At 64.2% G+C, this 24146-nt stretch carries 24 protein-coding genes; 16 read left to right on the forward strand and 8 right to left on the reverse strand.

From position 1 onward, the window contains the following. Positions 1-198 precede the first annotated feature (198 nt). From ACP7AU_RS07095 to ACP7AU_RS07120, 6 genes are all read left to right on the forward strand, one after another. A complete protein-coding gene (locus ACP7AU_RS07095) occupies positions 199-1440 on the forward strand; it encodes a hypothetical protein (protein ID WP_426050968.1) in 1242 nt (413 codons plus the stop codon). A 72-nt stretch (positions 1441-1512) separates the two neighbouring features. After that, positions 1513-2691, forward strand: coding sequence for a hypothetical protein (locus ACP7AU_RS07100; RefSeq protein ID WP_426050969.1), 1179 nt, complete (start codon positions 1513-1515; stop codon positions 2689-2691). A gap of 658 nt (positions 2692-3349) precedes the next feature. Continuing rightward, positions 3350-4075, forward strand: a complete 726-nt coding sequence (locus tag ACP7AU_RS07105; RefSeq protein ID WP_426050970.1) for a hypothetical protein — start codon at positions 3350-3352, stop codon at positions 4073-4075. 173 nt (positions 4076-4248) lie between these two features. Further along, entirely contained in the window at positions 4249-4911 is a 663-nt protein-coding gene (locus tag ACP7AU_RS07110) for a recombinase family protein (RefSeq protein WP_426050971.1), read from the forward strand. Positions 4912-5118: 207 nt separating this feature from the next. Beyond that, positions 5119-6033 carry a hypothetical protein gene (locus ACP7AU_RS07115; protein WP_426050972.1) on the forward strand — a complete coding sequence of 305 codons (915 nt, stop codon included), beginning with the start codon at positions 5119-5121 and terminating at the stop codon, positions 6031-6033. Between the two features lie 229 nt (positions 6034-6262). Continuing rightward, positions 6263-7120 (forward strand): outer membrane protein, encoded by an 858-nt coding sequence (locus tag ACP7AU_RS07120; protein ID WP_426050973.1) that lies wholly within the window; start codon positions 6263-6265, stop codon positions 7118-7120. Positions 7121-7232: 112 nt separating this feature from the next. On the opposite strand, the gene ACP7AU_RS07125 is transcribed toward ACP7AU_RS07120, so the two are convergent. Beyond that, on the reverse strand, positions 7233-7946 hold the full coding sequence (locus ACP7AU_RS07125; RefSeq protein ID WP_426050974.1) for a hypothetical protein: 714 nt from the start codon (positions 7944-7946) through the stop codon (positions 7233-7235). A 591-nt stretch (positions 7947-8537) separates the two neighbouring features. Beyond that, positions 8538-8873, reverse strand: coding sequence for a helix-turn-helix domain-containing protein (locus ACP7AU_RS07130; RefSeq protein WP_426038332.1), 336 nt, complete (start codon positions 8871-8873; stop codon positions 8538-8540). 146 nt (positions 8874-9019) lie between these two features. On the opposite strand from ACP7AU_RS07130, the gene ACP7AU_RS07135 reads away from it, so the two are divergent. From ACP7AU_RS07135 to ACP7AU_RS07155, 5 genes are all read left to right on the forward strand, one after another. Next, entirely contained in the window at positions 9020-9598 is a 579-nt protein-coding gene (locus ACP7AU_RS07135) for a hypothetical protein (protein ID WP_426050975.1), read from the forward strand. 30 nt (positions 9599-9628) lie between these two features. Further along, positions 9629-9919 (forward strand): hypothetical protein, encoded by a 291-nt coding sequence (locus ACP7AU_RS07140; RefSeq protein ID WP_426050976.1) that lies wholly within the window; start codon positions 9629-9631, stop codon positions 9917-9919. A gap of 155 nt (positions 9920-10074) precedes the next feature. Continuing rightward, positions 10075-10626 carry a hypothetical protein gene (locus tag ACP7AU_RS07145; RefSeq protein WP_426050977.1) on the forward strand — a complete coding sequence of 184 codons (552 nt, stop codon included), beginning with the start codon at positions 10075-10077 and terminating at the stop codon, positions 10624-10626. Positions 10627-10668: 42 nt separating this feature from the next. Next, complete coding sequence (locus ACP7AU_RS07150; RefSeq protein WP_426050978.1) at positions 10669-11112, forward strand: DUF6538 domain-containing protein; 444 nt, start codon at positions 10669-10671, stop codon at positions 11110-11112. A gap of 248 nt (positions 11113-11360) precedes the next feature. Next, positions 11361-13598 carry a glycoside hydrolase family 3 N-terminal domain-containing protein gene (locus tag ACP7AU_RS07155; RefSeq protein ID WP_426050979.1) on the forward strand — a complete coding sequence of 746 codons (2238 nt, stop codon included), beginning with the start codon at positions 11361-11363 and terminating at the stop codon, positions 13596-13598. On the opposite strand, the gene ACP7AU_RS07160 is transcribed toward ACP7AU_RS07155, so the two are convergent. After that, the gene (locus ACP7AU_RS07160; RefSeq protein WP_426038018.1) at positions 13595-13858 is read right to left on the reverse strand and encodes a hypothetical protein; all 264 of its coding nucleotides are present in this window, start codon (positions 13856-13858) and stop codon (positions 13595-13597) included. The genes ACP7AU_RS07155 and ACP7AU_RS07160 overlap by 4 nt on opposite strands. 164 nt (positions 13859-14022) lie before the next feature. Between ACP7AU_RS07160 and ACP7AU_RS07165 the strand changes: the two genes are divergently transcribed. The 3 genes from ACP7AU_RS07165 to ACP7AU_RS07175 all read left to right on the forward strand — a co-directional run bounded on the left by ACP7AU_RS07165 (position 14023) and on the right by ACP7AU_RS07175 (position 15494). Beyond that, positions 14023-14514 carry a cell wall hydrolase gene (locus ACP7AU_RS07165; protein WP_426038020.1) on the forward strand — a complete coding sequence of 164 codons (492 nt, stop codon included), beginning with the start codon at positions 14023-14025 and terminating at the stop codon, positions 14512-14514. Between the two features lie 313 nt (positions 14515-14827). After that, positions 14828-15025: a hypothetical protein gene (locus ACP7AU_RS07170; protein ID WP_426050980.1), complete on the forward strand. Its 198-nt coding sequence runs from the start codon at positions 14828-14830 to the stop codon at positions 15023-15025. A 55-nt stretch (positions 15026-15080) separates the two neighbouring features. Then, entirely contained in the window at positions 15081-15494 is a 414-nt protein-coding gene (locus tag ACP7AU_RS07175) for an ester cyclase (protein ID WP_426050981.1), read from the forward strand. 4 nt (positions 15495-15498) lie between these two features. On the opposite strand, the gene ACP7AU_RS07180 is transcribed toward ACP7AU_RS07175, so the two are convergent. The 3 genes from ACP7AU_RS07180 to ACP7AU_RS07190 form a co-directional block, all read right to left on the reverse strand. Next, the gene (locus tag ACP7AU_RS07180) at positions 15499-16545 is read right to left on the reverse strand and encodes a ribonucleotide-diphosphate reductase subunit beta (RefSeq protein ID WP_426038026.1); all 1047 of its coding nucleotides are present in this window, start codon (positions 16543-16545) and stop codon (positions 15499-15501) included. Positions 16546-16884: 339 nt separating this feature from the next. Further along, a complete protein-coding gene (locus tag ACP7AU_RS07185) occupies positions 16885-19014 on the reverse strand; it encodes a response regulator (RefSeq protein ID WP_426050982.1) in 2130 nt (709 codons plus the stop codon). Positions 19015-19108: 94 nt separating this feature from the next. Continuing rightward, on the reverse strand, positions 19109-19675 hold the full coding sequence (locus tag ACP7AU_RS07190; protein WP_426038030.1) for a TMEM165/GDT1 family protein: 567 nt from the start codon (positions 19673-19675) through the stop codon (positions 19109-19111). Between the two features lie 181 nt (positions 19676-19856). Between ACP7AU_RS07190 and ACP7AU_RS07195 the strand changes: the two genes are divergently transcribed. Next, complete coding sequence (locus tag ACP7AU_RS07195; protein ID WP_426050983.1) at positions 19857-20315, forward strand: hypothetical protein; 459 nt, start codon at positions 19857-19859, stop codon at positions 20313-20315. Positions 20316-20438: 123 nt separating this feature from the next. Here the strand turns inward: ACP7AU_RS07195 and ACP7AU_RS07200 are convergent, their stop codons facing one another. Next, a complete protein-coding gene (locus ACP7AU_RS07200; protein WP_426050984.1) occupies positions 20439-21068 on the reverse strand; it encodes a hypothetical protein in 630 nt (209 codons plus the stop codon). Between the two features lie 99 nt (positions 21069-21167). Then, positions 21168-21887 (reverse strand): phosphatase PAP2 family protein, encoded by a 720-nt coding sequence (locus ACP7AU_RS07205; RefSeq protein ID WP_426038036.1) that lies wholly within the window; start codon positions 21885-21887, stop codon positions 21168-21170. Positions 21888-22173: 286 nt separating this feature from the next. On the opposite strand from ACP7AU_RS07205, the gene ACP7AU_RS07210 reads away from it, so the two are divergent. Further along, positions 22174-24066 (forward strand): ribonucleoside-diphosphate reductase subunit alpha, encoded by a 1893-nt coding sequence (locus ACP7AU_RS07210; protein ID WP_426038038.1) that lies wholly within the window; start codon positions 22174-22176, stop codon positions 24064-24066. Positions 24067-24146: the final 80 nt, after the last annotated feature.

The raw sequence follows: 24146 nt of genomic DNA on the forward strand, positions 1-24146 counted from the left end.
CGAAGAACGCCCACTCCGCATCCGACATCAAACCACGAACCATGGCTGCTCTCCGCAAAGAACAGCCTTGAATCAGCGATCAGCTGATTTGGGAATCCACTTTGTCCACATCACCTAGGACATGGCCCTGCCGCCCTACCACTACCTGTTCAACTTCAGTCGCTCAGTTACGAACTGGGAGCGAGGGTCAGTCGAGAGATGCTGCGTCTTCGCATGCACAGGCTTTCCGAACCGGCCCGGCGGTACGAGGCCTATGATGACTTGTTCGACGCCGAGCGGCCGCTCAGCCGGACCATGGCGCAGGCTGTCTCCGTCGTCACCTCGACGAGTGTAACGGTGGCCGCCGCTGGCGAGACCTATCTGGCGCGGACCGAGGCGCGGAAAGTGGGGGCATCACACATCACTGAACTACGGCGAGGCCTGGGATGGCTCCGCGATTTCGTGGGTGGCGAGACCGACCTTCGGACCATAACCGCAGAGCAAATGAAGGCTTTCCGAGACGACCTGCAGCGGCTGGACAAGACCCTGCAGGGCAAGGCGCTGCCGTTCAAGAAACGCCTGACGGGGAACCCCGAGCGTCAGATCGCATACGCGACCTCGACCCGCTATTGGCGTGGCATCCAGACTTTCTTCTCGTGGGCAGTCGAAGACAGGTTGATCCCAACCAGCCCGGCCGACGTTGCGAAAATCCCGAGACCGAAAGGGATTGTTCGTAGGACGCCTCCACCATTTTCGAAGGACGAGCTGGTCGCACTGCTGGCCACCCCCTTGTTCGCCGGACACCTGGGTCGGAAGCGGGTCAAAACGCCAGGGACCTGCATCGCGAGAGGGGGCGAGTGGTGGTCAGCCCTCCTGTTCATGCACACAGGACTGCGGGCAGGCGAGCTCTCGCAACTCGGGCCTAGCGATTTCTACTTCGAAGCTGAGATCCCGCATCTGAAGGTGAGGGAGATCGGAGAGGACGGATCCAAGGAAAAGTCGGTCAAGAACGCTTCGTCGATCCGAGACGTGCCGCTGCATCCGCGCCTGTTAGAGCTAGGGCTCAAGGAGTTCGTGACGGATCGGCAGACGAGGTGGCCGGGGAGGCGGGTGTTCGTTGAGTTCCGGCTGGGCAAACATCGCAATAGCGAGGGCGCGACCCGCTTCTGGGGCGATTATTTGCAGAAGTTTGGCTTCTGGAAAAAGGGGCGGTCGACCCATGTCTGGCGGCACACCGTGATCGCTTGTCTTCGCTCCAACGGGGTCGCTGTCGAGGACATTGCGAGCATCGTCGGGCACTCGGGCACGGAGGGTATAGAGGGGGCTAGCTTCGGCCAGACGAAGGGATATTGCGGGGCTTACGGGCTGGATCGGAAGCGGGTGGCAATCCTGAAGCTCGATTTTGGGTTCGATGTTGTGGGCGCTCTTGGCGGCCCTTACGATCCGGCGGCACACCGTTAAAGGCAGCATTGACCTTACCCCGCTCTGGGCACTACCGTCCCTCCGTTGCCGATGGGTCTAACCCACGTCGTAATGGCGAGGGTCGTCCTGATGGTGGTGAGGAAAAGGTTCGGGCTCTCTCCCGCCTCTAATAAGCCTCCACCGTCAGAGCCTGAGCCCGGCCAGTACCGCTACCCTATCAAGAAGGTATCCGTAGAAGGAGACCCCGTATGGGTGTCAGTGCCTCAGGTAGACACGATCTCTATCGTAGGAAATCTGCTCCCAGAGCACTTCGTCAGCGGATATGAGGTGGAGGCCTCGGAGCAATACGGCCAACGGCTCATGAGCAGCCTAGCGAGTGGGAAACTTGGTCTTGTCGCGGGCAAGCCGAAGTACCACAGCAATATCTACTGGCAGGTCTCGGTGCTCCTCGGGGAGCCCGCCGTTGCAATCAACTTCAGCCTCGGCAAAGCCAAAGGCGATGTGGTCCACTGGTTCCGCCTGGAGTTCAATCCAAACGCTCTGGGCCACACAGGGACCCTCGACCTGCTCGACGGCATCCACTTAGCCACGGACAAGACATTCCGGATCGGGAGGTTCCTACAAGATGCCCGCGTCAGCAGGATCGATGTGGCCATCGACGTCGTCGGCCTGACCGTTCCGGACATCATCGTGAGTGCGGTCAACGAGGGTAAGCGGGTCCTTTATCACGGCGAGGATGGGATCTTGGAAACCGTCTACGTGCATCGGAAAAGCAAAGCTAAGACCGCCTCCTCGGGAAAGCATGTCAAACTCCCAGCCCTCATCCTGCGTCTGTACGACAAAGGCAGGGAGCTTTCGTCGAGGAGCTTGCCGGCCATGTTTGGGGAAACGCCGGTCACAAGGCTTGAGATCACTAAGGTGCGCTTTGGCAATGCCAAGTTCACGCCCGCTCAACTCGGGGGATTGAGGAACGTGTTTTCGGCGGTCAGGACTAACGAAAGCCGGGCCACGGCATTTAATCGGTGGATCTGGCTTGAATATGTGTCCCTTCGTAGGAGCGGGGGTCACGGCTGGGCCTCTCAACTGTTGGCACTATCGCCCGAGGAAGGTCCTGCGTTCGATGCAGCCTACACCTCGTTTCCGTCTGATTTGATCAACCCGAAAGACGTGTGGGCCTTCTGGGAGAGAGGCCTGAAGTTGGCCGGCTGCGACCTATTAAGCTTAGCCGCTGAAGCGGGAAGCTCGGCCAGTCACATCACCGACCACATCGGATTTTTCACAGACCCCTGACGGTGCAATCAACATCATCGGGCCAGAAAAACGCCAACAGGGTTATCAGTTCAACTTCTGCGTAAGTGGCTGCATTACCGAGGGATTTACTCGCAACCTGGTCTACGACAAGACATCCTTCAAGAGCGTTTTTACAAGAGCGGCCCGTCCAGCACCGGAAGCTGGTGCAGTCATCTTCACTGGCAATCGACTACCGCAGCTGCGAACTCGGCACGGCCGTTCCGTCCGATTGAGGCCGTAGGAAATCGGCGTCGAAGTCTGCCCGACAGTCCGGATTACCGCCCAATCGTGCTGGAGGGGTTATCAGTCCGCCGATCCGTCTCCGGCATATGGAACCTCAAGCTGGGCCTGTATCCTGGTTAAGGAACCGCCATCGAAATGCTCCAACACGGTCAAGTACACGATCTCGCTCGAACCGCGTTTGCTGAGGTTAGCTTCACCGTCCGTCGCACGCCCCGCACGCACATATGCTGACCCGTCCGTTGAAGGCACGGGGATCAAAGCTGTCGTGCATCAACGTCGATTGCGATCCGAAGCAGACCCGCTTGATGTCTGAAACGGGTGGAATGCAGACCTTGCTGAGCTGCGCCGTTCACGTCATGCCTCAATACGGAGCTGTAGAGCTGGTGCGCCATCCTCAATCCTTGGAGATTGCCTGATGAATGAGAACGCAGGCAATGTATTCGAACAGGAAGGCGAGTTGTTTTCACCGACATGGTCCTTCACGTGGATCGAAACAGGAGCAACAGTCGCCCCCGGCACCATCATCGCGCCGATCACGCTGCCCACTTCGGCGGAGACCGTAGAACACGCGTCACTGCATTTGGCGTCGGATGATCTAACGCTCGCGCGAGATTGCTTTGGCGAGGCTCTGAAGTTTGGATTGCCAGACAATGCTAACTCGATCGCGAAAGGGCTGATCCATGCAGCCGTGATTTCCTACGCCCGCCCTTTTGCGAGCGGGGTTCGGGGGTTCCGCCTAACGTCCCAGTTCTTTGCCGCTGTCTGGACTGAAGGCGATCATCAGACCCATGACTATCTCTGCACGCTGCGAGACAAGCACGTGGCGCACTCAGTGAATGACTTCGAAAGGGCTACGACGGTGGGTGTTGTAGTGACCGACCAGAGCTTTCACCTGCTTGGCACAAATCCGAGCGGCGTTGGGGTCACCAAGCTGAGTATGGTTGGATTGCCGATGTCCAAGCTCAATCTGTGCTCCGCCCACTTGGACGGAATGATCGCAGTGATCGAGGCGCGCATTGCGGCGCTTCGCGTCACCATCCATCAGCAAACCCACAGCCTGCTGGCCGTTGGTAAGCGAATAGAAATGGCACCGCTCGCAACCTTCGCCGACCGCAGCAAGATCGCCGAGCGGCGTCGCTAGGAGGGCTTATACAGAGGCGGACGTGTGCAACGTCCGGTAGGGGGCGGCTTGCGACATAGGCACCAAGCCGGAGAGCCGACATTTCGGTTCGGTGCAATCAACAACACTTCCCTGTCCGGTGTCATCCGCTACGCCTTGGAACGCACATACCAACATAAACTTGTTCCAGCCTCATGCCCCTCGTCGCCTACACCCGCGTCTCGACCGGAAAACAACAGGCGTCCGGTCTGGGCCTTGAAGCCCAGCAGGAGGCCATCGACCGGTACGCTGAGCGGACCGGCGAACCCATCATCGGCGTTTTCACCGAGGTCGAGAGCGGCGCAGTTCGAGACCGTCCCCAGCTCGCCGCCGCGTTGGATCTCTGCCGGCGGAAGAAGGCCGTGCTGCTGATCGCCCGGCTTGACCGGCTTTCACGGTCGCTGGCGTTCATTGCCCAGCTTCTGGAAGCCGGGGTCGATGTCCGGGCCGCCGACGTGCCCGAGGCAAACCGGCTGACCCTGCAGCTCCTCGCTGTTTTCGCCGAACACGAACGTCAAATGATCCGCGACCGAACGAAGGCGGCACTTGCAGCAGCAAAGGCCCGGGGAGTTCGCCTGGGTGCGCACGGCGCTGTTCTCGCCGCCGGCCATCGCCGCGAGGCCCAGCTTTTCGCGGAGAGCCTCCGAGGCTCCATCAACGAGCTTCGGGCCGGAGGGTGCGAGACGACAAGGGAGCTTGCCGACGGACTGAACCGTCGTGGTGAACTGACCCGCGAGGGAGGGCATTGGCATCCCGCCACCGTCTCCCGAGTGCTCCGCCGATTAACCGGCCCGGACCCCTTCCCTGCCATGCCATGACGCTCACGCTCGAGGGCAGACCCAACCTTCGGAGCCGCCGTGTTTCCCCCTTCGCCCGACCTCCTCGTGGAGGAAGCTTTCGCCTGGACCGCCCGCTGGGCGACCTTGGAGCCGCAACCGGTTCACGCCGATCCGGAGCATCGTTGGCGGATAAGGAGCAATCTCCAGAAGAGTTGTCGTCGGGGGCAGACCGACAGGGCAGTCCGGATGGCGCTCGCCCTCCATCGGCTGGATCCTCGATATGTCTGGCGGGCAGTCTCGACGATTGCGGTCGAGGATGTCGGCATCGGTGCTCCCGAAGCGGTCTTTTGGGCGACTTCCGCCCAGCGGGCCGGTTTCCGAAAAGCCGTTGGCGAACTACCTCTCTTGATCGCCCTGACCCGGCGGATGGCGGAGGCGACAAAATCGCGCTCGGCCATCGAACTGGCCTTTGTCACCGACACCGGCGAGCCTGAGATGTTCCGGCTATTCGGAGGGATGACCACCGGCCAGCTGCTGGACCGATTTGCCGGGTCTGATCCGTATGAGGCCTATGCCGCCCTGTCCGTGCTCCGGGGGATTGTCCCGAAGGGCTACCGCATTCGCCCGCCTGATCAGCGTGGCGTTATGGCCGCGGGGGAGATGTTGATCGATCAAATGGAGCCGGCGTCAGCCCTAGCCGCCAGAGCGGCCCTGTTCCATCCTCTGGACGAGATGAGCCTCGGGTTCGTCGTGGCCGCCCGTCTGCATCAGGACGACGCCGAACGACACGACCCCATGCCGGAGAGCATGCTGATCGACGGCTACCCGGCGGAGACGTTTGACCAACACGAGCGGCTCGGACGTCGGGCCATCGGGAGGTTTGCTAGACTGCTTTCCGGGCTGTCTCCCGCCTTGGCCTCGCTGTCTCCGGCAAAGGCTCAAGCTGCAGTCGCAGACGGAACATTCGTGGTTGAAGGTCAGCTCCTCGACCGCTGGGTCGGAGGCCCAGATTTCGACCGGCTTAGGATTGCGGCCGACTGCTTCAGCTTAACCCGCCATGGTCTTTCGGCCGAGGCTGGGAAAGCTGTCCGGCAGGTTGTCCGCTCCTCGCTGACCGATCTCCACATCATCCGCCAGATGGTGGTGAACGAGGCGGGGTAGGCCTGATGGGAGCGCAGTTATTCGGCCATTCGGGATACCGGTAAGCGGACCCACCAAAGGTCTCTTTGAGTGGAAAGCAGACGTGGCCCTCGGCGAACAATGATGTTTCAGCCATAGTCCCACGGTCCAAATCCAAGCTTCGCCGGGCCTCGGCTTAGGTTGCATCCACAGGCTTTGCAGCACGTAACTCGGCGAGTGGCCCCAGTCGGGGCATGTGGAGGGTTACTTGATGAATCGGGTTTTATTCGCTGCCGCCAGCGCGGCTGCGTTCACTTTGGCCGCAAATCAGGCCGCGGCCCAGGATTGGCAAGGTCTCTATTTCGGTGTCGCCGGCGGCTACGGCGTCGTCGATGACGACGAGAGCGAGACTGTCCGGTTCGACACCAACCTGGACGGCAATTTCGGTGACACGATCCGCAACACGGCCGGCGTCAACGCCTTCGGCCCCGCCACCCCCGTCCCGGGCGGCTTCTGCGGCGGCTCGCCAAAGAGCAACAATCTCACTGAGGGTTGCGACGCCGACGACGAGGGCCAGGGCGAGATCAGCCTCCGCGCCGGCTACGACTGGCAGTCCGGCCCCTGGGTCTACGGCGTGGTCGGGGAGTTCACCAATAGCGACGCCTCCGACAGCGTCACCGCCTTCAGCATCACCCCTGCCCAGTATTCGTTCAAGCGCGAGCTCGACACCCTTGTGGCCGTGCGTGCCCGCCTCGGCTACGCCTATGGAAGGTTCCTGCCCTATGTCACTGCGGGTGGTGCCTACGGGACGATCGCGAATAGCTTCGTCACAAGCAACACCGTCAACAGCTTCGACCCGATCCGAAACGAGGACGAGCACGGCGGCTTCCAGGTCGGTGGCGGTCTCGAGACCGAGGTGACCGACAACCTCCGGCTGGGTGTTGAATACCTCTACACCAGCATCGAGGACGGTTCAGGCCTGACGACCCGGGTTGGACGGCTGGCCTCGCCGCCCACGGCGGCCACCAGCCCGTTCCTGCTCGTGAACCCGAACGGTACCGACTTCCTGAGGTCAGAGTCGGATTTCAATCTGCACTCCTTCCGGCTCACCGCGACCGTCAGTTTCTAGTCACGGTGGCGATCGAGGGCTCCGGTCTTTGGACCGGGGCCCTTAAGGTCGAACCCGGCGGTCGGCGATCGGCCTCAAACGAGACATTGGCGGGGAGACGAAGGCGTCATACCTATGCGTTCGAGTGGTCGGGCAAGGGGTTCGAAGGCGAAGCAGCAAGGCCTGCATTCACATCACGCATGGCCTTTCGCATCGACACCGAGGTTCTAAGGACAAAATACAGGGCAAATATCATGTAGCCGTCGATCGCTGCGCGGAAGGCGATCAAACCGATCGAGTAAGGCAAAACGACAGGGTTGTTGCTGAGACCTGCGACCTGGACCTTAAACACCTCCAGCACGTCGAAGAGTCCGCCTCTCAGAAGCTGGTCGGTGACGTAGAGAAGCAGCTGCGGTGAACTGGGGTTCAACACTGGCGTTCCCCCGGCCTGCGAAACGAGCACCACAGCGTTGGGATCAAACCACGAGTAGTAGGTCGTTCCCGCCCACAAAAAGAACACGGGCACCAGCACCCCGAACGCCATCATTCGTGCTGTCGAAGTGAGCAGTGCGAGGAGCATGCCTTTCAGCCGGCTCAGCTTAAGATCACGCTGTTTTTGTTTGGCTTGGTGGGACCTTGGCTTTGGGCCGGGGAGGTTCTGCGCCAGCGCCTTTTTTGTGGAATCAGTAAGGACTGTCCGCTCTTTCAGCGCCCGCCAGAGAGACACCGCAAGGAGGATGCCGGAAAAGACGAGCACATATACGCGCACCGCTGACTCCGAGGTCAGCACGGACCAAGCGACTTGCGCATTGGAGCTAATGATGGCGCGAATATCGTCCCAGTTCATAAGGCTCCCCCAAACCTCATCGCCGGACGGATGACCCCCCATTCGTTAACGACGATGCAGAGCCTGATCACTGCGAGCGACTGAAGTCTAGCCAGGTCGCCGGAAAAGGGTAATCGGGCATTATCTCAAGGGCGCGGTGACACGCGGGTCCGCATGTGTTCCAGTTGCCCACAGGCTAGGAGCCGAGCCACCTGATCGCGCCAATGAGGACAAGCAGCACGCCGAACGCGAGAAGCCCCAAGTCCGCCTTCCTCGCGGCAGGGTGCATCGGCTTTCCATCCATGCGCCGGCCTATACTCCAAAGCGCAAAGGCGATGCCGAGGCCTCCAGCTCAAGACGCCGAGGCTGGGGCAGCATGACTGTCGGCAAACCGACCTTCCCAACTTCGCCTATGGGTCGAGAGCGGTCTTGAGCTTCTCGTCGGAAAGGCAACATCGCCACGCTGTTCCCACCGTGCCGCTCGGCTGCGGCGACGATAATGTTGGGAGCAGCCAACGGCACCGTCAGGATGCCCGTTGGGTCCGGCTTAACCACCTCCTACGAAACCCCGACTTGCCCGCCATTGATCGCACAAGTCGATCTCCGGCCCGCCTAACTCCTCGGCTTCAGGGCGGCGTCGAGCAGCCGGTCGATCCATTCCAAATCGCGATCCGGCAGGGTCGACAGACGGGAAACCAGGTTGGTCAGCACCCGTCGCTGACCAGCGCCTGAAGGCAGGTCCGGCGTAAACAGCTCGGCTGGATCTATTTCGAGGGCATGAGCCAGTTTGGTGATGTTCGGAAATCGGGCCGCCGACACGCCTCGTTCGATGCGGTTGATCATGTCGAGGCTGACGCCGCTGTGGTCGGCGAGTTGTTGTTGCGTCCAGCTCTTCCGACGCCGGTTAGCCGCCACCAGCCGCCCGAACCTCTGCCGCAACTCGTCCATGAGCACCCCCGTCATGGAGACACGGATAGAGAGCCGCGCGGGGAGGGTTAGGGAAGCCAATGCCGTCTAAGGGAGATTGCAGAACCTATTGCAATCAACCGCCCGTGAAATACGCTTCTCGCCGAAACAAGAAGTTGGAGGCGGGGATGTCTGAGACGAATGAAGCGGGGGCGCAGCCAAACAAATGGCGGGGGGCGGCTCGCAAGGGAGCTTCACTTGTTGGGTGGCTATGGGGTGGCTTCTCGATCCTGACGGGCCTGATGTTTTTGGCCGTCGGGCCGGGACTGGCGCAGCGGATGACCGGGTTGTCTGCTCTATGCGCCGGGCTGTTGCTGATCCCACCCGTCGTGAAACTGATCCGGCAGCGGGTCGCCTTCATGAGGGCGCCCGGTCTGCCAACCGTCGCCGCCGTTATCGTCGGGGTGGCTATTCTCGTCGTCACGCCTTGGCCCAAACCAGACATCGCTCCCGCCGCACAAACGTCCGAAGCGGGCGCAGACGCGAAGACCGAAATACGACCGTCACGAGCGGAACGTCAGCGGGTGAAACAGGAGCGTGAACAGGCCGAACGTCAGGCTCGTCTGCAGACCGAGGTCACCGCGATGTGGGCCGATCTAACGCGCCTCACCCAGCCGTGCGACCAAGCGGCAGCCTTGGTAAGTGAGCATCTCGATATGTCTCGCTCAAATCTAGTTCAGGCCTATTCAGCTGCTGAGGCTGCCTAACGCATCTGCTCCAGCGCCGGCTTAGATGTCATGCTCATCGCCGCCCCCCCGAGTTTGGAGGCCGACGAGCGGCGTGCGTTCAAACAATCACTGGTCAAATGCGGGCTCGCTCACACCGGCAAGTCCGTGATGTTCGACCGGATGCTGGAGGTCATTAACGGCGACCGCCGCCCGTCGCAGTTGGCCAGAGTTCAGGAGGCCTCGCGTATCTCGCAAGCGGAGACGGTCCGATGCGTCATGGAGATTTCCGCCCTTGCCGATGGACACGGCGTTATTCTCAGCGAAGCAACAACCGGTTCTTGGCAGGGAGTGGAGCGTTGAGAATCTGGCACGGGCAAACCCGTCTTCCGACCGGTGGCTTCACCCTCTTCGCGGTACTGGCGTCTTGCCTCTGCATTTGGGGGTGCTCTTCCCCGGAGCCGTCAGTCAGCCGCCCGGTACCGACCAAGGCGACGTTGAGCCTAGTGGCTACCCCGGTGTCGGACACCATTGTGGAGTTCGTCGTAAAAACGGATGCCCCGACGCCAATCAGGGTAGCCGCCGGGGTCGATTTGGCCGGCCAAGATGACACGGACACCTATATCGGACACTCCGAGTTCGTGACGCTGACCGGCCCATCCACGACGTTCACCATTGATACCGGAAAAGCTGACCAGCCGATCCCCTCCGGCTCGTACGAGGCCGAAGTGACCTTTTACCAGCGGTGGGGTGCCAAGGATAATCCTGCAGCCGCTGACGTTGAAGACATGGCTGCGGCGACGGTGATCGAGCTTCGGGGCTCTGGCCAAACTCGAGAAACCGCCGAAGAAGCGAATGTCGCTCGGCGATGGGTGATGGAGAATGTCGTCAGCCGGACCCCTTGGGACGAAGACGATTTTGTTCGGCGTCTTGGCCCCTACGAGAAACTAGAGGCCGTTCGACGACCGGTCATCGAGGCCTACTTCTTCCCCCGCGTGGACATGACCATCCTCGTTTATTCGCAGCGCGACGAGGTCATGATCTGGAGGATGGGGCGGGCGACAAACTGAAGCCACTGCTCCACAACGGTGTGACACATACCCGCTCCACAAATGCTGTCAGTCTTATACGATACAAGGACTTACGGAGGCTTTCAGTGCGACACATCCTTTCCTGTCGGGTGCGCCACTCCTCCAATCATCGTTGATAACGCTTCGGAAATACCGTCTGGGGGACCGTCTTCCGACGATTGCTACACATCTCTGCTACACAATCTTCCCCACGATCAGGGCTTAACGTCCTTTGATCATTCAGGAAAACGGGCGACCGGCTGCTACACAAAGCAGCTACATAATGCTCGGACGCATTTCGTTTGGCGCGGCGGTCGCATTCACTACCGGCGGCGGGTTCCTGACGCGCTTCGGGGGATCGTGGGCAAACGGGAAATTTGGAGATCGTTGGGGACGGACAGCCCAACGGTGGCCAAGCGTCGCGTCCTACGAGTTGCCGCCGAGGTCGAGCATGAATTGAGGTGGCAAGGCTTCGCGGCGGTCTGACCATCGACCCGATGATGCTGAATGGTTTTGCCGCGCGTAGATCGACTGCCGAGGAGGTGCCCCCAAGCCCTACCCTCTCTTCCGCGCCGCCGTATCGGGTTAAGCGCACCTGCAACCGGGTGTGATCTGACTCCTCGCCCTCGTGCGACTATCTCACGGGCGGACTCAGAGGGATTCCCATGTTGAACCGCCAGGCCTATCCCTCTTCACGTAGATTGTTTCTGGCTATGGCGGCGGCGGGATTGGGAATGTTCGCGAGTAATGTCGTCGCCGCGCCGCGGATCACGTCGCGGAAGTTGGAGGCCGACCGCGACCGGGTCGATGCCCTGATCGCGGGAATGACGATCCAGGAGAAGGCGGGTCAGCTGAACCTGCTGGGCGATCCGTTCCGCTTCCGGCCGATGAACGTGAACCCGCTGGACGGTCAGGGCGACCCGGCGCGGGTGACCCGGATGATCCGCGAGGGCCTCGTCGGCAATCTGTTCAACGGCGTGGGCGCTGAGGCCGGCCGTCGCATTCAGACCATCGCGGTCGAGGAGAGCCGGCTGGGCATTCCCCTGCTGTTCGCCGCCGACATCATTCATGGGCTGAAGACCGTCTTCCCGGTTCCGCTGGCCGAGGCGGCGGCCTTCGACGCCGACCTCGCCCGACGCACCGCCCGGGCGGCGGCGGTGGAGGGGGCGGCCTCCGGCATCCACCAGACCTACGCCCCCATGGTCGATGTGGCGCGGGACCAGCGCTGGGGTCGCGGTGTCGAGGGGGCGGGCGAGGATGTCTGGCTGAACGAGGTGCTGGCCGTGGCGCGCGTGCGCGGCTTCCAGGGCGAGAAGGGGCTCGCGGACCGCGACGCCCTGCTGGCCACGCCCAAGCACTTCGCCGCCTATTCCGCCGCCATCGCCGGCATGGACTACAACACCACCGACATGTCGGAGGCCACGCTGCGGGGAACCTTCCTGCCGCCGTTCAGGGCTGCGTTCGGCGCCGGCGCCCTGTCGGTCATGACCGCCTTCAATGACCTCAACGGCGTGCCAGCCTCCGGCAATCCCTACCTGCTGACGGAGATCCTGCGCGAGGAGTGGGGCTTCACCGGCTTCGTCGTCTCCGACTACACGGCGGAGCAGGAACTCATCGCCCACGGCTTCGCCGCCGACGGTCGCGACGCGGCCCGCATCGCCCTGCTGGCCGGCATGGACATGTCGATGGTCTCGGGCCTGTTCCTCGAGCACATCCCCGATCTGGTGGAGACGGGCGACGTGCCTCTCGCCCGCGTCGATCAGGCGGTGCGTCGCGTCTTGATGACCAAGGCGGCGCTCGGCCTGTTCGACGATCCCTATCGCGGCTGCGATCCGGAGCGGGAGCGGCGGGTCGTCGGCTCGCGCGAGCATCGCGATCTGGCCCGCGAGGCCGGGGTGAAGTCCATCGTCCTGCTGAAGAACGAGGGCGGCCTCCTGCCGCTGAAACCCTCTGGCCAGAAGATCGCCCTGATCGGCCCCTTCGGCGCCGACGTCGACAATGTCTTCGGCCCCTGGACCATCTGGGGCGACGAGACGCGCCGCATCTCTCTGGAGGCCGGCTTTCGCGCCGCCATGGACGACGAGGCCGACCTCGCCGTGGTCATGGGCTCCGACGTCGAGACGGCCCTGCCTGGCGGCATCGCGGCTGCGGTGCTGGCGGCGAGCCAGGCGGACGTGGTCGTTCTGGCCATCGGGGAGAGCGCGCGCATGTCGGGAGAGGCCCAATCCCGCACCGAGATCGACATCCCGGCGCCCCAGCGCGCCCTGGCCGAGGCCGTCTCCGCGACCGGCAAGCCCGTCGTCGTCCTGCTGAGAAATGGCCGCGCCATGGAGCTGTCCGGCCCCATCAAGGACGCCGGCGCCATCGTCGTCACCTGGTTCCTGGGCGGAGAGATGGGTCACGCCGTCGCCGACATCGTCTTTGGCCTGGTCTCGCCGTCCGGACGCCTGCCGGTCAGCTTCCCGCACCGCTCGGGCCAGCAACCCTACAGCTACGATCACAAGATCACCGGCCGCCCAGCCAACAACGCCTTGGCGTCGCAGGAGTATGTGGCCCGCTATCGCGAGACGACCAATACCGCGCTCTATCCGTTCGGCCACGGCCTGACCTATGGCGCGGTGACCTACGGAGCGGTCACGCCCGCAGCGGCGACGCTGGCGTGGGATGGCGAAGTCGAGGTTTCGGTGGACATCACCAACGCCGGTGACCACGCGGTCGAGGAGACGGTCCAGCTCTACATCCGCGACCGCGTCGCCGACCTGACCCAGCCCGGCCGCCGCCTGCGCGACTTCAGAAAGGTCGAGTTGGCGGCCGGACAGACCAGGGCCGTGACTTTCACCCTGCGCCGCGAACGTCTGGAGTACGTCGGCGCCGATGGTCGCCCGAAGGTCCAGCCCGGCGCCTTCGACATCTGGCTGACGTCGTCGGCCCAGGCGGGCGACCCGGCGACACTCAACCTGACGCCGTCCTAGTCGAGCCCGTCCTCGGTCACGACGAAGGCGCGGCCTTCGGCGCGGGCGGCGGCGGCGAGTTGGTTCTGCACCAGATGCCAGCGGCGCAGGCGCTCGAAATCGATCGTGTGTTCCGGCGCCGCGTCGAGCCAGTCGGAGAAGACCCGGCGGGCCTGACGGTATTGCGGAGCCGTCGGATCCGGCACGGGCGGAACCGTGGGAAGGCGACTGGCGACGTCCGGCGGGATGGGAAAGTCGCCGGAACTCGTGGAGAGGATCATCGGGCGCGGCTCGTGGGGGAGGAGAAGAATTCCCCATTTAACCTCGCCATGGGGCCGGGCGCCACCTTTCGGCGCAAACGACGTTCCGGCAATTGCGCCGCCCTGATATGGCCAAGCTCCTCAGGCTGGAGTCGAGGGTGGGATTGCGAGAGGGAAACGAGATGATGATCAGGACCAGAACCCGGGCGGCGTGGGCCACGGCCCTGGCTCTCGCTCTGGCGGCAGGCGCGGCCCTGGCGCAGAAGCCGTCCGCCCAGACGCGGCCGGCGGATCAGGCCGACCAGCTTCTGAGCCAGGCCGTGCCGACCCAGGTTCCGCCGTCCGTAAATGACGGGGAGACCTACCACCGGGCAGACGATTCAGAGCAGAGCCCCGACGAGCTGCGCGTGACCCGGGCGCTCAACGACGAGATCGCCTCCCGCAACCAGCTGGCCGAGAACCAGGAGCGGGCCGACCAGGCTGAGTTCGACGCCCGGCGCGCCGAGTACGAAGAGACAGTCACGGCGGCGACCCGGGCCCAGCTGGCCTATGAGGAAGACGTTCGCCGATCCGAGGCCGCGCAGCGTCAGTGGGAAGCGGACCGCGCTCGCTGGGAGGCCGACGTCCGCGCCTGTCAGGCCGGCGACCGGATGCGGTGCGCCCCTCCGCGCTCCTGATCGATCGGGACCACGCCCTTCCGGAATGCCCATCGCCATGATGCGGGCGCGGCGAGCGGGTAGGCTGAACTGGGACGAGCGATGACGGATCACGCGGCCGCCGCCACGGTGGACGAAGAACGTCCGAATGGCGAGGCTGCGCGGCCCCATCGTCACGCCGACCGGCCTTTGGCCAGCGGCCGGATCGATACCTGGCGGCATCCGCTGACGTTACGGTTGACCCACTGGCTCAATGTCCGGGGACGGCGACCACTACTATTAGAGTGTCGACATCCTCGAGGCCCGTCACGAGCAGACCATCCTGGCCTACGAGATGAACGACCAGATCCTGCCTATCGCCAACGAGGCGCCATTGCGACTGAGGCTGGAGCGGCAGCTGGGTTACAAGATGGTTAAACATATCAATCGGTGGAAATGGTCGAAAGCTTCGCCCACATCGCCGGCGGCAAGGGCGGCTACTGAGAACACGGCGGCTATCGGTGGCACGCCGGGATCTGAAGCGTCGCCATGAACGAAAAGGGAGACGGGCCGTTGGGCTGGCTCACACCTATCGGAGACGCAGGCCCATGGCAGACACCCCCAACATCGCCGCGACCAAACGCTTTGGCGAGATCGTCAACACGGGCGACCTCGACGCTTTTCACGATGTCGTCGCCGATGGCTGCGTCGATAACGATCCGGCGCCGGATCAGGGGACCGGGCCTGAGGGCTTCAAGACCTTCTTCACCGGCATGCGCGCCGCCTTCCCCGACCTGAAGGTGGAACCCAGGACCTTGGTGGCCGATGGCGATCAGGTGGCATTCGCCTACGAGATCACCGGCACCCACAAGGGCGTCTTCAGCGGTGTCACGGCCACCGGCAAGCCCATCAAGGTGCGCGGCATGCAGATCGGCCGGTTCGAAAATGGCAAGATGGTCGAGCGGTGGGGCAGCTCCGATGAGCTCGGCATTCTCAAACAGATCGGCGCCGCCCCGGTGTGATCGGTTACCCCGCGACCATGCTCATGTCGCGGCGGGCCATCATCTTGTCGAACTCGCCCCAGACGCCCTCGGCGCCGTGCCAGGCCCCGGTGGTGGCGGCCTTGGAGTATTCGGTGGCGCGGGCCTCGAAGAAGTTGGCGTGCTCGACCCCCGACAGAAGGGACTGGAGCCAGGGCAGGGGGTTCTCCTTCACGCCGTACAGCTCGGGCAGCTTGAGCTGGCGCAGGCGCCAGTCGGCGATGAAGCGGATATACTGTTTGATGTCCTCGGGCGTCATGCCGTTCACGTCGCCGGCCTCGAAGGCCAGGTCGATGAACTTGTCTTCCAGACCGACCACGGTGCGGCAGCATTCGACGATGTCGTCGGCCACCGAGGGGGTGACGCAGCCCGTCTCGGCGTTGAAGGCGTGGTACAGCTTGATGATGCCGTCGCAGTGCAGGCTCTCGTCGCGCACCGACCAGGACACGATCTGGCCCATGCCCTTCATCTTGTTCTGGCGCGGGAAGTTCATCAGCATCGCGAACGAGGCGAACAACTGCAGCCCCTCGGTGAAGCCGCCGAACATGGCCAGGGTGCGGGCGATGTCGGCGTCGGTCTCGACCCCGAACTGGCCCATGTAATTGTGTTTGTCCCGCATGGCCTCGTATTCCATGAAGGCGCCGAACTCGCTCTCGGGCATGCCGATGGTCTCGAGCAGCAGGGCGTAGGCCGCGATGTGGATCGTCTCCATGTTGGCGAAAGATGACAGCATCATCTTCACCTCGGTCGGTTTGAACACACGACCGTATTTTTCCATGTAGTTGTCCGCGACCTCGATGTCCGACTGGGTGAAGAAGCGGAAGATCTGCGTCAGCAGGTTGCGCTCCTTGTCGTTCAGGTTCGCCGCCCAGTCCTTGCAGTCCTCGCCCAGAGGCACCTCTTCCGGCATCCAGTGGACCTGCTGCTGCTTCTTCCACATGTCGAAAGCCCACGGGTAACGGAACGGCTTGTAGGCGGCAGACGGGGTCAGCAGGCCGGCCCGGGCGGGCGTGATGATTGTGTGGGCGTTCATGGGGGAGCTCGGGAAATGGCGCGGAAAGGACTGGAGCCAATGAACTCCAGAATCGCACCAATTGCTACCTGTTGAGGGTTAACGATCCCCAGCATCAACATCTTGTGTGCAGCGGGGGATGGTTTGCCGCGGCGACACGTCCGGGGGTGACGCTACGCGCCATTCAGCCGGTTCACTCCCCGCCGCTCGGTCTTAGCGGAGCCGGATAACGGCGTTTCGTTCAGAAGCGCTCGGCGGAGCCTAGTCCTTGATCTCGGCGACGAGGGTCTTCATCCCTGCGGGATTGAGTGCGGCCGTCCCCTCCGGACGGTGGGGCTTCGTGTTCAGGGTGTTCGAGGTCTAGGCGGCCTCTGCATCAGCCGCTTCATCATTGCCGGCCATGACGGCGTAGATGGCGGCGAAGAGGCTGGCGTGGGTCAGCGGCTTGGCGACGTGGCCATCCATGCCGGCGGCCAGGCAGCGGGCCGTGTCTTCGGGCATGGCGTCGGCGGTGACGGCCAGGATCGGCATGCGGGAGAACTCGCCGGCCAGGGCGCGGATCGCCTTGGTCGCTGCCAGGCCGTCCATGCGAGGCATACGCACATCCATCAGAATCAGGTCGAAGCGCGCGGCCGAGGCCATCTCCACCGCCTCGAACCCATCGACGGCCTCGAAGATGTCGCAGCCCAGCGGCGCGAGCATCAGCCGGGCTACCTCGCGATTGGTCGGATGGTCGTCGACGATCAGCACCCGGGCCGCGGCCCCGGCCTCGGCGATGGCGGGCTCGGCGCTGCCGGTCGTCGCATCCTCGTCCGCCAGGGCGAGGGGCAGGCTGACGACGAAGGTCGAGCCGGCGATGGAAGTGCTCTCCAGGGCGATTTGGCCGCCCATGGAACGGGTCAGGCGCCGCGCGACGGTGAGGCCCAGACCGCAGCCGACATGGGTGCGGCTGATGGAATCGTCGGCCTGGACAAAGGCGTCGAACAGGGTGGGGATCAGGTCGGGATCAATGCCGGGGCCGGTGTCGGAGACCCGGAAGACGGTCAGGGGGCCTTCACGCGCCACGCTGATGTCGATCTCGCCCTGGGCCGTGAACTTGACCGCGTTGGAGACCAGCCGGTGAAGGATCTGGCGCAGGCGGCGGCGGTCGGCGAGGAGGAAGGCTTTGGCGCCAGGCAGGACGCGGACACGCAGCGGCAGGCCTTTGGAGGCGGCGACGTCTCGGCTGGCGGCCGCGGCCTGGGCCAGCAGCTCGACCGGGTCGATCGTCTCCAGACAGGCGTCTGCCTCGCCGTGCGACACCTCCAGCAGGTCCTCGACCAGCGTCAGCAGCGCCGCGCCGGACCGCTGGATTTCCTCCACCTGATGACGGGCGTCGCGGGGCAGACCCGATCGACGCGACAGGATTTCAGCATAGCCCACGACGCCATGCAGGGGGGTGCGCATCTCATGGCTCATCAGTGCCAGGAAGCGGGACTTGGCGGCGTCCGCCGCCTCGGCCTGGCTGCGGGCCATCTGAGCGGCGCGGGTACGGGTCTCCAGTCGTTCGATCATCCGCCGGCGCTCGGACACGATCGTCGAGACCGGCAGGGCGATCGCGACCAGGGTCAGCAGGAAGCCGTAGAAGACGTTCAACGGGCGCACCAGGTCCGGGATATGGGCCAGTTCAGGCTCGACGGCGAGCCGCTGGAGCGTGACCGGGCCGTGGCCGGTAAGGGTGGCGACGCAGCCGATCAGTGCCACCAGAAGGACTGCCAGAGCCGAGCCGGTCGTCGAGACCCGGAAGACCAGCAACACGAGGGGCGGGAAGATCAGATAGCTGATCGGCGCGCTCGACTGGCAGAAGACAGCAAGGGTGACAGCGGTCAGCAGGCTGAACAGGGCGACCGTTTCGCGCGGGCCATCCTCGGCGCTCGTCCCGGCGAACCGGTGGCGGCGCGCGAGCAAAAGCAGGGCCGGGGTGACGGTCAGAAGACCCAGGGCCTCCATGGCGAAATAGCGCTCGAGGGTGAAGACGTAGAGCCCCGGCGAATAGTCGTTCACGACGGCCGCGAGGCTGACGATGAAGGCCGTACAGATCAGGACGGCCGGGGTCACGGCCGCCACGGCGAAGCGCAGCAGGCGGCGGGGGCAACGCAGGTCCAGGGCCGCGCCGCAGACCCGCCGGGCCAGGACGCCGGCGATCAGGACCTGTGCGAGGTTCAGCACCGCGTTGAGCCACATGAAGGGCATGGGGTCGCCGCGCACGACATTGGTAACGAGATTGATCGCCAAACACGCGGCCAAGACAGCGATGGCCTTGCGACGATGCAACTGGAGGTAGGCAGCCAGAAGGATGCCGTTGGCCGGCCACATCACGATCGCGCCGAACTGCTGCACGCTCCACAGACCGATGAGGAGGCTGGCGCAGAACAGCGCCACATAGGCCCAGGCAGGGGGGCCGGCTTCTCGTCCTGTTTCGTGGCGGAAAATCCGCCAGCGGTCTTGCATCAGCGTCATTCCTTGCCGCGCGACAGATTTGTCATCCCACAGAAAGGTTTAAGTCAGGGTAGTATCGGCATCCGTAGTTGCCCTTACCGGGCGATCAGGCCGCGAGCAGCATCCACAGACCTGTCGCGGCGAAGGCGGCGGCTGCGGCCATGCGAATGTATTTGAGCGGCAGACGTTGGGCGGTCGCCTCGCCCAGCAGAACCGCCGGGGCGTTGACCAGCATCATCCCCAGGGTCGAGCCGGCCACGACCAGGGGCAGGTTCTCGAACCGGATCGCCAGGCCGGCCGTGGCGATCTGGGTCTTGTCGCCCATCTCGACCAGGAAAAAGGCGGCGGTTGTGGTCCAGAAGACGCCGGCGAAGGTCTTTTCCGGCCCCTGATCGTCCTGCACGTCGAGGGTGTCGGGGATCAGGGCCCAGACCGCGAAGCCGAGAAAGGCGATGCCGACGATCCGCTTCGTCCAGGGTCCGGCGAGATACTGCGCCGCCAGGGTCCCGGCGAGGGCGGCGAAGGCGTGGTTCGCCAACGTCGCGGCCAGGATGCCGAGGATGATCGGCGCGGGCCGCCGCCAAGCCGCCGCCAGCGCGACAGCCAGCAGCATCGTCTTGTCGCCGATCTCCGCGAGGGAGACGAGGCCGACCGAGATCAGAAAAGCTTCCAAGGATCTCCCCGAAAAGGGCGCTGCGTGTAGCGGCCGCCACACCCTGGGGCAAGCGCGACAGTGACGGTAGACAGGCCGAAATGGTTAATATATCGCTGTTAGAGCGGCTCGCCCGCTGCCCTGGGCGGTTCGCCTTATGGGAGAAAAGCGAGGTCTCGCAAGGACTTGAGGGGAGCTGAACATGGATCCGATCACTTCGATCGTGGCCGCCATGCTGATCTCCGGCGCCGCGGCGCCGGCGGATGGTCATGGCTGTCCCGAAGCACCGCACTATGGCGACGTGCCCTGCTCATGCACGCGCGTCGTGGACTTCTACGGCCCCTGGACCGGCGGCGGCGCCGGCTGGCCAGGACCGGGCGGCTGGGGCCCGCCGATCAACAATCCAGGGCCGCCTATTCATGTCTCGTCGCCGGGCGTTCGCGTGATCGGCCGTCCGATCAACGTGGCCGGCCCGACCATCTACATCGACGGCCCCCCGGTCTATGTCGACGCGCCGCCGATCCGCATCGCGCCGGCCCAGATCTACGTCCAGCGTCCCGAGGTCCATGTTCGGCCGTCGGAGATCCTCGTCGAGCCGCCGGAAGTCCACTTCTCGGACTGCACCGAAGGCCCCGCCTGCACGCCGGCGGGCGGCTACTGAGCCGACGATCCGCGACTGAAATGACGGAGGGCCCCGGCGGAAACGCCGGGGCCCTTTTTCTTCGCTCTTCCCTTTCGTCGTTCTCCGACAAGCGCAGCCTGCCGGAGGATGACGACCGGGAAGTCAGTTCGCCGACGTTTGGTCCGCCTCGGCGTTCGACGACGCAGCCGTTGCGGAGCGCGCTCCGCCCGCCGGTGCGGCGCAGTAGTCGCGGGTCTCCCGCGCCAGAGCGAGGTAGCCGCCGTCCAGGGCGGCCTTGATCGCCGCGTAGCAATGGTCCTCGCTCAACAACCGGGTGACCTCGCGGCGCACGGCGAGATAGGCGTCCTGCTTGTCGCGCAGTGAACGGGCGGCGCGGCGGTCGTCGGGCAGGCACAGCGACATCCAGCCGGCGTCGGCGCAGCGGGAGACCAGCCGCGCCTCGCGCTCGCTCAGGACGCCGGTGTCGATCGGCCGGACCGGGCCGGGATCGACGGGGACGGCGAGAGGCGGGCCGGCGGGTTCGGTGACGGTGGTTGACGGAAGGGTCCCGCGCGACGGCGCCTCGACGTTGGGGGCCGCGCCGAGGATGGCGGCGGGCGCGTCGGTGACGATGTCGCTGCCCGGGATCGGCACGATCTCGATGTCGGGCACGGCATAGCGGCAGACCCAGCGGCCGCCTTCCATGGCGCAGGACTGCAGCGTGGCATGAACGGCCTGATCCGCCGCGGCCGGCACCGGGCCGGTGAGCAGGGCGAGCATCAGGCTGATCATAGAAGCCTCCTGCCGCGAGGCCCGGCGACGAACGAGTCCCGCGGGCGGTCGGTCAGCCTGGATATTAACGCTTTCGGCGACGGCGGACCTAGCGAAATCTCAGCCTTCGGCGACCGGTGTTTCGTCGACCAGACGGGCGTGGCGGCGCGTCTGCCTGCGCTCGACCGCATAACTGACCAGCCACAGGGCCATCGCCCAGGCCGCACCGACGCACCATCCGGCCATGACGTCCGAGGCCCAGTGGGCGCCGAGGTAGACGCGGGTCAGTCCGACCATCAGAGCGAAGACCATGCCGACGCCGAGGACGTAGGCCTTCAGTCGACGCCGGGGGAAGGCGCGGGTCATCATCACCGCGACGGTCAGGTAGAAGACCGTCGACAGAAGAGCGTGGCCGGAGGGGAAACTGGCGTTCAGCGTCTCCACCGCCTGGAAGGCCGCGGGAGGGCGTTCGCGCTGGAACAAGGCCTTCAGCCCCTCGCTCAGGGCGACCCCGCCGGCGAGGCCGATCAGCAGCAGCAGGGCCGAAAGCCACTTCCTGAGGATCAGCAGCATGCCCAGGGCGACGACGGCGAACAGGGTCAGGACGGCAATGCCCCCCAGGGAGGTGATGTCGGCCGCCGCTTCATGCAGCCACCAGGGGCCGCGTGGCTGGCCGGCGACCGGCTGCATCCAGTGCAGGACCATCTGATCGAAGGCCTGGCCGTCGGCCTCGGTCATGTCGTCGGCGATCTCGACGAAGGTCATGGTCCCGAGGGTGACGATGGCAAGGGCGCCGAGGGCCGCGAACTCCGCCCGCGCTACGGTGATCGCGCGACGCAAGAAAGGGATGAGATCGGAGGATTGCATCGCTCGCTAACGGCCAAGCTGGGATGCCGTTCCCGATCACGGCTTCGTGAACCCTGTCACAATGGTGCGTCGCACGGCCGTCGCGGCTTTTGCACAGGCTCATCCCCCGTCTCGAAGTGATTCGAGACGAATTCCGGCGTCAAGCCCGTTGACCATTGGTTAGGCATCTGCGCCCCATATGTTGGTTGGGGGAGCGCTTCGGCCACTAGATGCAGTGGTTCGAACGCAGGCGGCTTCACTTCGATTTTAGTTCAGGGCGATGACGATTATGGCTGGCGGCGAAGCGTTGAAGACGGTGGGATTCGAGGCCCTCAAGGCTGCGCCGAGCTCTGAGAAGCCCCATCTGACGGTGGTGCGCAGCCTCGAACTGGACCGGACTCGCGACGACCTCCTGACCGACTTCGGCAAGAAGACGCTGGAAGACCGCTACCTGCTGGCCGGTGAAAGCTATCAGGACATGTTCGCCCGCGTCGCGACGGCCTATGCCGATGACGCCGACCATGCCCAGCGCGTCTATGATTACATGTCAAAGCTGTGGTTCATGCCCTCGACGCCGGTGCTGTCGAACGGCGGCGCCGATCGCGGCCTGCCGATCTCCTGCTTTTTGAACTCGGTGCAGGACAGCCTCGACGGCATCCAGCGCGTCTGGAACGAGAATGTGTCCCTGGCCTCCAACGGCGGCGGTATCGGCACCTACTGGGGCGGGGTCCGCTCTATCGGCGAGAAGGTCAAGGGCGCGGGCCAGACCTCGGGCATCATCCCCTTCATCCGCGTGATGGACTCCCTCACGCTGGCGATCTCGCAGGGGTCCCTGCGTCGCGGGTCGGCGGCGGTCTACCTGGACGTCCACCACCCGGAGATCGAGGAGTTCCTGGAAATCCGGAAGCCCTCGGGCGACTTCAACAGAAAGTCCCTGAACCTGCACCACGGCATCAACATCACTGACGAGTTTATGGAGGCGGTGAAGGCCGGCGGGCCGTTCGGCCTGCGCTCACCCAAGAACGACGAGGTGCTGAAGACCGTCGACGCCCGCAGCCTGTGGCAGAAGATCCTCGAAATCCGCCTGCAGACCGGTGAGCCCTATCTGATCTTCTCCGACACGGTGAACCGCCAGATGCCCAGGCATCAGCGCGAGTTGGGGTTGAAGGTGAAGCAGTCGAACCTGTGCAGCGAGATCATGCTGCATACCGGTCCCGACCACCTGGGCATCGACCGCACCGCCGTCTGCTGCCTGTCGTCTGTCAACGCCGAGATGTTCCTGGAGTGGCGCGAGGAGCCGCGCTTTGTCGAGGACGTGATGCGCTTCCTGGACAATGTCCTGGAGGACTTCATCACCCGCGCGCCTCCGGAAATGGCTGCCGCCGTCTATTCGGCCAAGCGCGAGCGTTCGGTCGGTCTGGGCCTGATGGGCTTCCACTCCTTCCTGCAGGCGCAAGGGGTGGCCTTCGAAAGCGCCATGGCCAAGTCGTGGAACATGCGCCTGTTCAAACACCTGCGTCGCGAGGCCGACAAGGCCAGCGTCAAGCTGGCCGAGGAGAAGGGCGCCTGCGAGGACGCCGCCGAGCGCGGCATCATGGAGCGGTTCAGCCACAAGCTGGCCATCGCCCCGACCGCCTCGATCTCGATCATCTGCGGCGGGACCTCGGCGGGCATCGAGCCGATCCCGGCCAACATCTATACCCACAAGACCCTGTCGGGCTCGTTCGCGGTCAAGAACCCCTACCTGGAGAAGCTGCTGGACGGCTACGACGCCAACACCGACGCGGTCTGGTCCTCGATCCTGGAGCACGAGGGCTCGGTCCAGCACCTGGACGTGCTGAACGACGACGAGAAGGGCATCTTCAAGACCGCCTTCGAGCTGGACCAGCGCTGGGTCGTCGAACTGTCGGCCGATCGTTCGCCGGAAATCTGCCAGGCCCAGTCGATCAACCTGTTCATCCCGGGCGATGTGAACAAATGGGACCTGCACATGCTGCACTGGTCGGCGTGGGAGCGGGGGGTGAAGTCGCTGTATTACCTGCGCTCCAAGTCGGTGCAGCGCGCCGCCTTCGCCGGCGCCGAGGACAAGGCCGAGGTCGAGGTCGACCCCAACCAGCCGGACCTCTTCTCCGCCGCCCCGACCGACTACGACGAGTGCCTGGCCTGCCAATGACCCGAAACGGGTCGGCCCTGAAATCGCACTGATCTTGACGAGCGGTTCCCCCCGGGCGCCGCTCGTTTCGCGTCTGCAGG

This window comes from Brevundimonas sp. SL161, assembly GCF_049896985.1.
Classification (GTDB): Bacteria; Pseudomonadota; Alphaproteobacteria; order Caulobacterales; family Caulobacteraceae; genus Brevundimonas.

Bases quoted from the DNA above. Each gene is read 5' to 3' on its own strand.
- ACP7AU_RS07095 (WP_426050968.1), top strand. From the start codon at position 199: ATGCTGCGTCTTCGCATGCACAGGCTTTCCGAACCGGCCCGGCGGTAC.
- ACP7AU_RS07100 (WP_426050969.1), top strand. From the start codon at position 1,513: ATGGCGAGGGTCGTCCTGATGGTGGTGAGGAAAAGGTTCGGGCTCTCT.
- ACP7AU_RS07105 (WP_426050970.1), top strand. From the start codon at position 3,350: ATGAATGAGAACGCAGGCAATGTATTCGAACAGGAAGGCGAGTTGTTT.
- ACP7AU_RS07110 (WP_426050971.1), top strand. From the start codon at position 4,249: ATGCCCCTCGTCGCCTACACCCGCGTCTCGACCGGAAAACAACAGGCG.
- ACP7AU_RS07115 (WP_426050972.1), top strand. From the start codon at position 5,119: ATGGCGCTCGCCCTCCATCGGCTGGATCCTCGATATGTCTGGCGGGCA.
- ACP7AU_RS07120 (WP_426050973.1), top strand. From the start codon at position 6,263: ATGAATCGGGTTTTATTCGCTGCCGCCAGCGCGGCTGCGTTCACTTTG.
- ACP7AU_RS07125 (WP_426050974.1), bottom strand. From the start codon at position 7,946: ATGAACTGGGACGATATTCGCGCCATCATTAGCTCCAATGCGCAAGTC.
- ACP7AU_RS07130 (WP_426038332.1), bottom strand. From the start codon at position 8,873: ATGGACGAGTTGCGGCAGAGGTTCGGGCGGCTGGTGGCGGCTAACCGG.
- ACP7AU_RS07135 (WP_426050975.1), top strand. From the start codon at position 9,020: ATGTCTGAGACGAATGAAGCGGGGGCGCAGCCAAACAAATGGCGGGGG.
- ACP7AU_RS07140 (WP_426050976.1), top strand. From the start codon at position 9,629: ATGCTCATCGCCGCCCCCCCGAGTTTGGAGGCCGACGAGCGGCGTGCG.
- ACP7AU_RS07150 (WP_426050978.1), top strand. From the start codon at position 10,669: ATGCTGTCAGTCTTATACGATACAAGGACTTACGGAGGCTTTCAGTGC.
- ACP7AU_RS07155 (WP_426050979.1), top strand. From the start codon at position 11,361: ATGTTCGCGAGTAATGTCGTCGCCGCGCCGCGGATCACGTCGCGGAAG.
- ACP7AU_RS07160 (WP_426038018.1), bottom strand. From the start codon at position 13,858: ATGATCCTCTCCACGAGTTCCGGCGACTTTCCCATCCCGCCGGACGTC.
- ACP7AU_RS07165 (WP_426038020.1), top strand. From the start codon at position 14,023: ATGATCAGGACCAGAACCCGGGCGGCGTGGGCCACGGCCCTGGCTCTC.
- ACP7AU_RS07170 (WP_426050980.1), top strand. From the start codon at position 14,828: ATGAACGACCAGATCCTGCCTATCGCCAACGAGGCGCCATTGCGACTG.
- ACP7AU_RS07175 (WP_426050981.1), top strand. From the start codon at position 15,081: ATGGCAGACACCCCCAACATCGCCGCGACCAAACGCTTTGGCGAGATC.
- ACP7AU_RS07180 (WP_426038026.1), bottom strand. From the start codon at position 16,545: ATGAACGCCCACACAATCATCACGCCCGCCCGGGCCGGCCTGCTGACC.
- ACP7AU_RS07185 (WP_426050982.1), bottom strand. From the start codon at position 19,014: ATGCAAGACCGCTGGCGGATTTTCCGCCACGAAACAGGACGAGAAGCC.
- ACP7AU_RS07195 (WP_426050983.1), top strand. From the start codon at position 19,857: ATGGATCCGATCACTTCGATCGTGGCCGCCATGCTGATCTCCGGCGCC.
- ACP7AU_RS07200 (WP_426050984.1), bottom strand. From the start codon at position 21,068: ATGATCAGCCTGATGCTCGCCCTGCTCACCGGCCCGGTGCCGGCCGCG.
- ACP7AU_RS07210 (WP_426038038.1), top strand. From the start codon at position 22,174: ATGACGATTATGGCTGGCGGCGAAGCGTTGAAGACGGTGGGATTCGAG.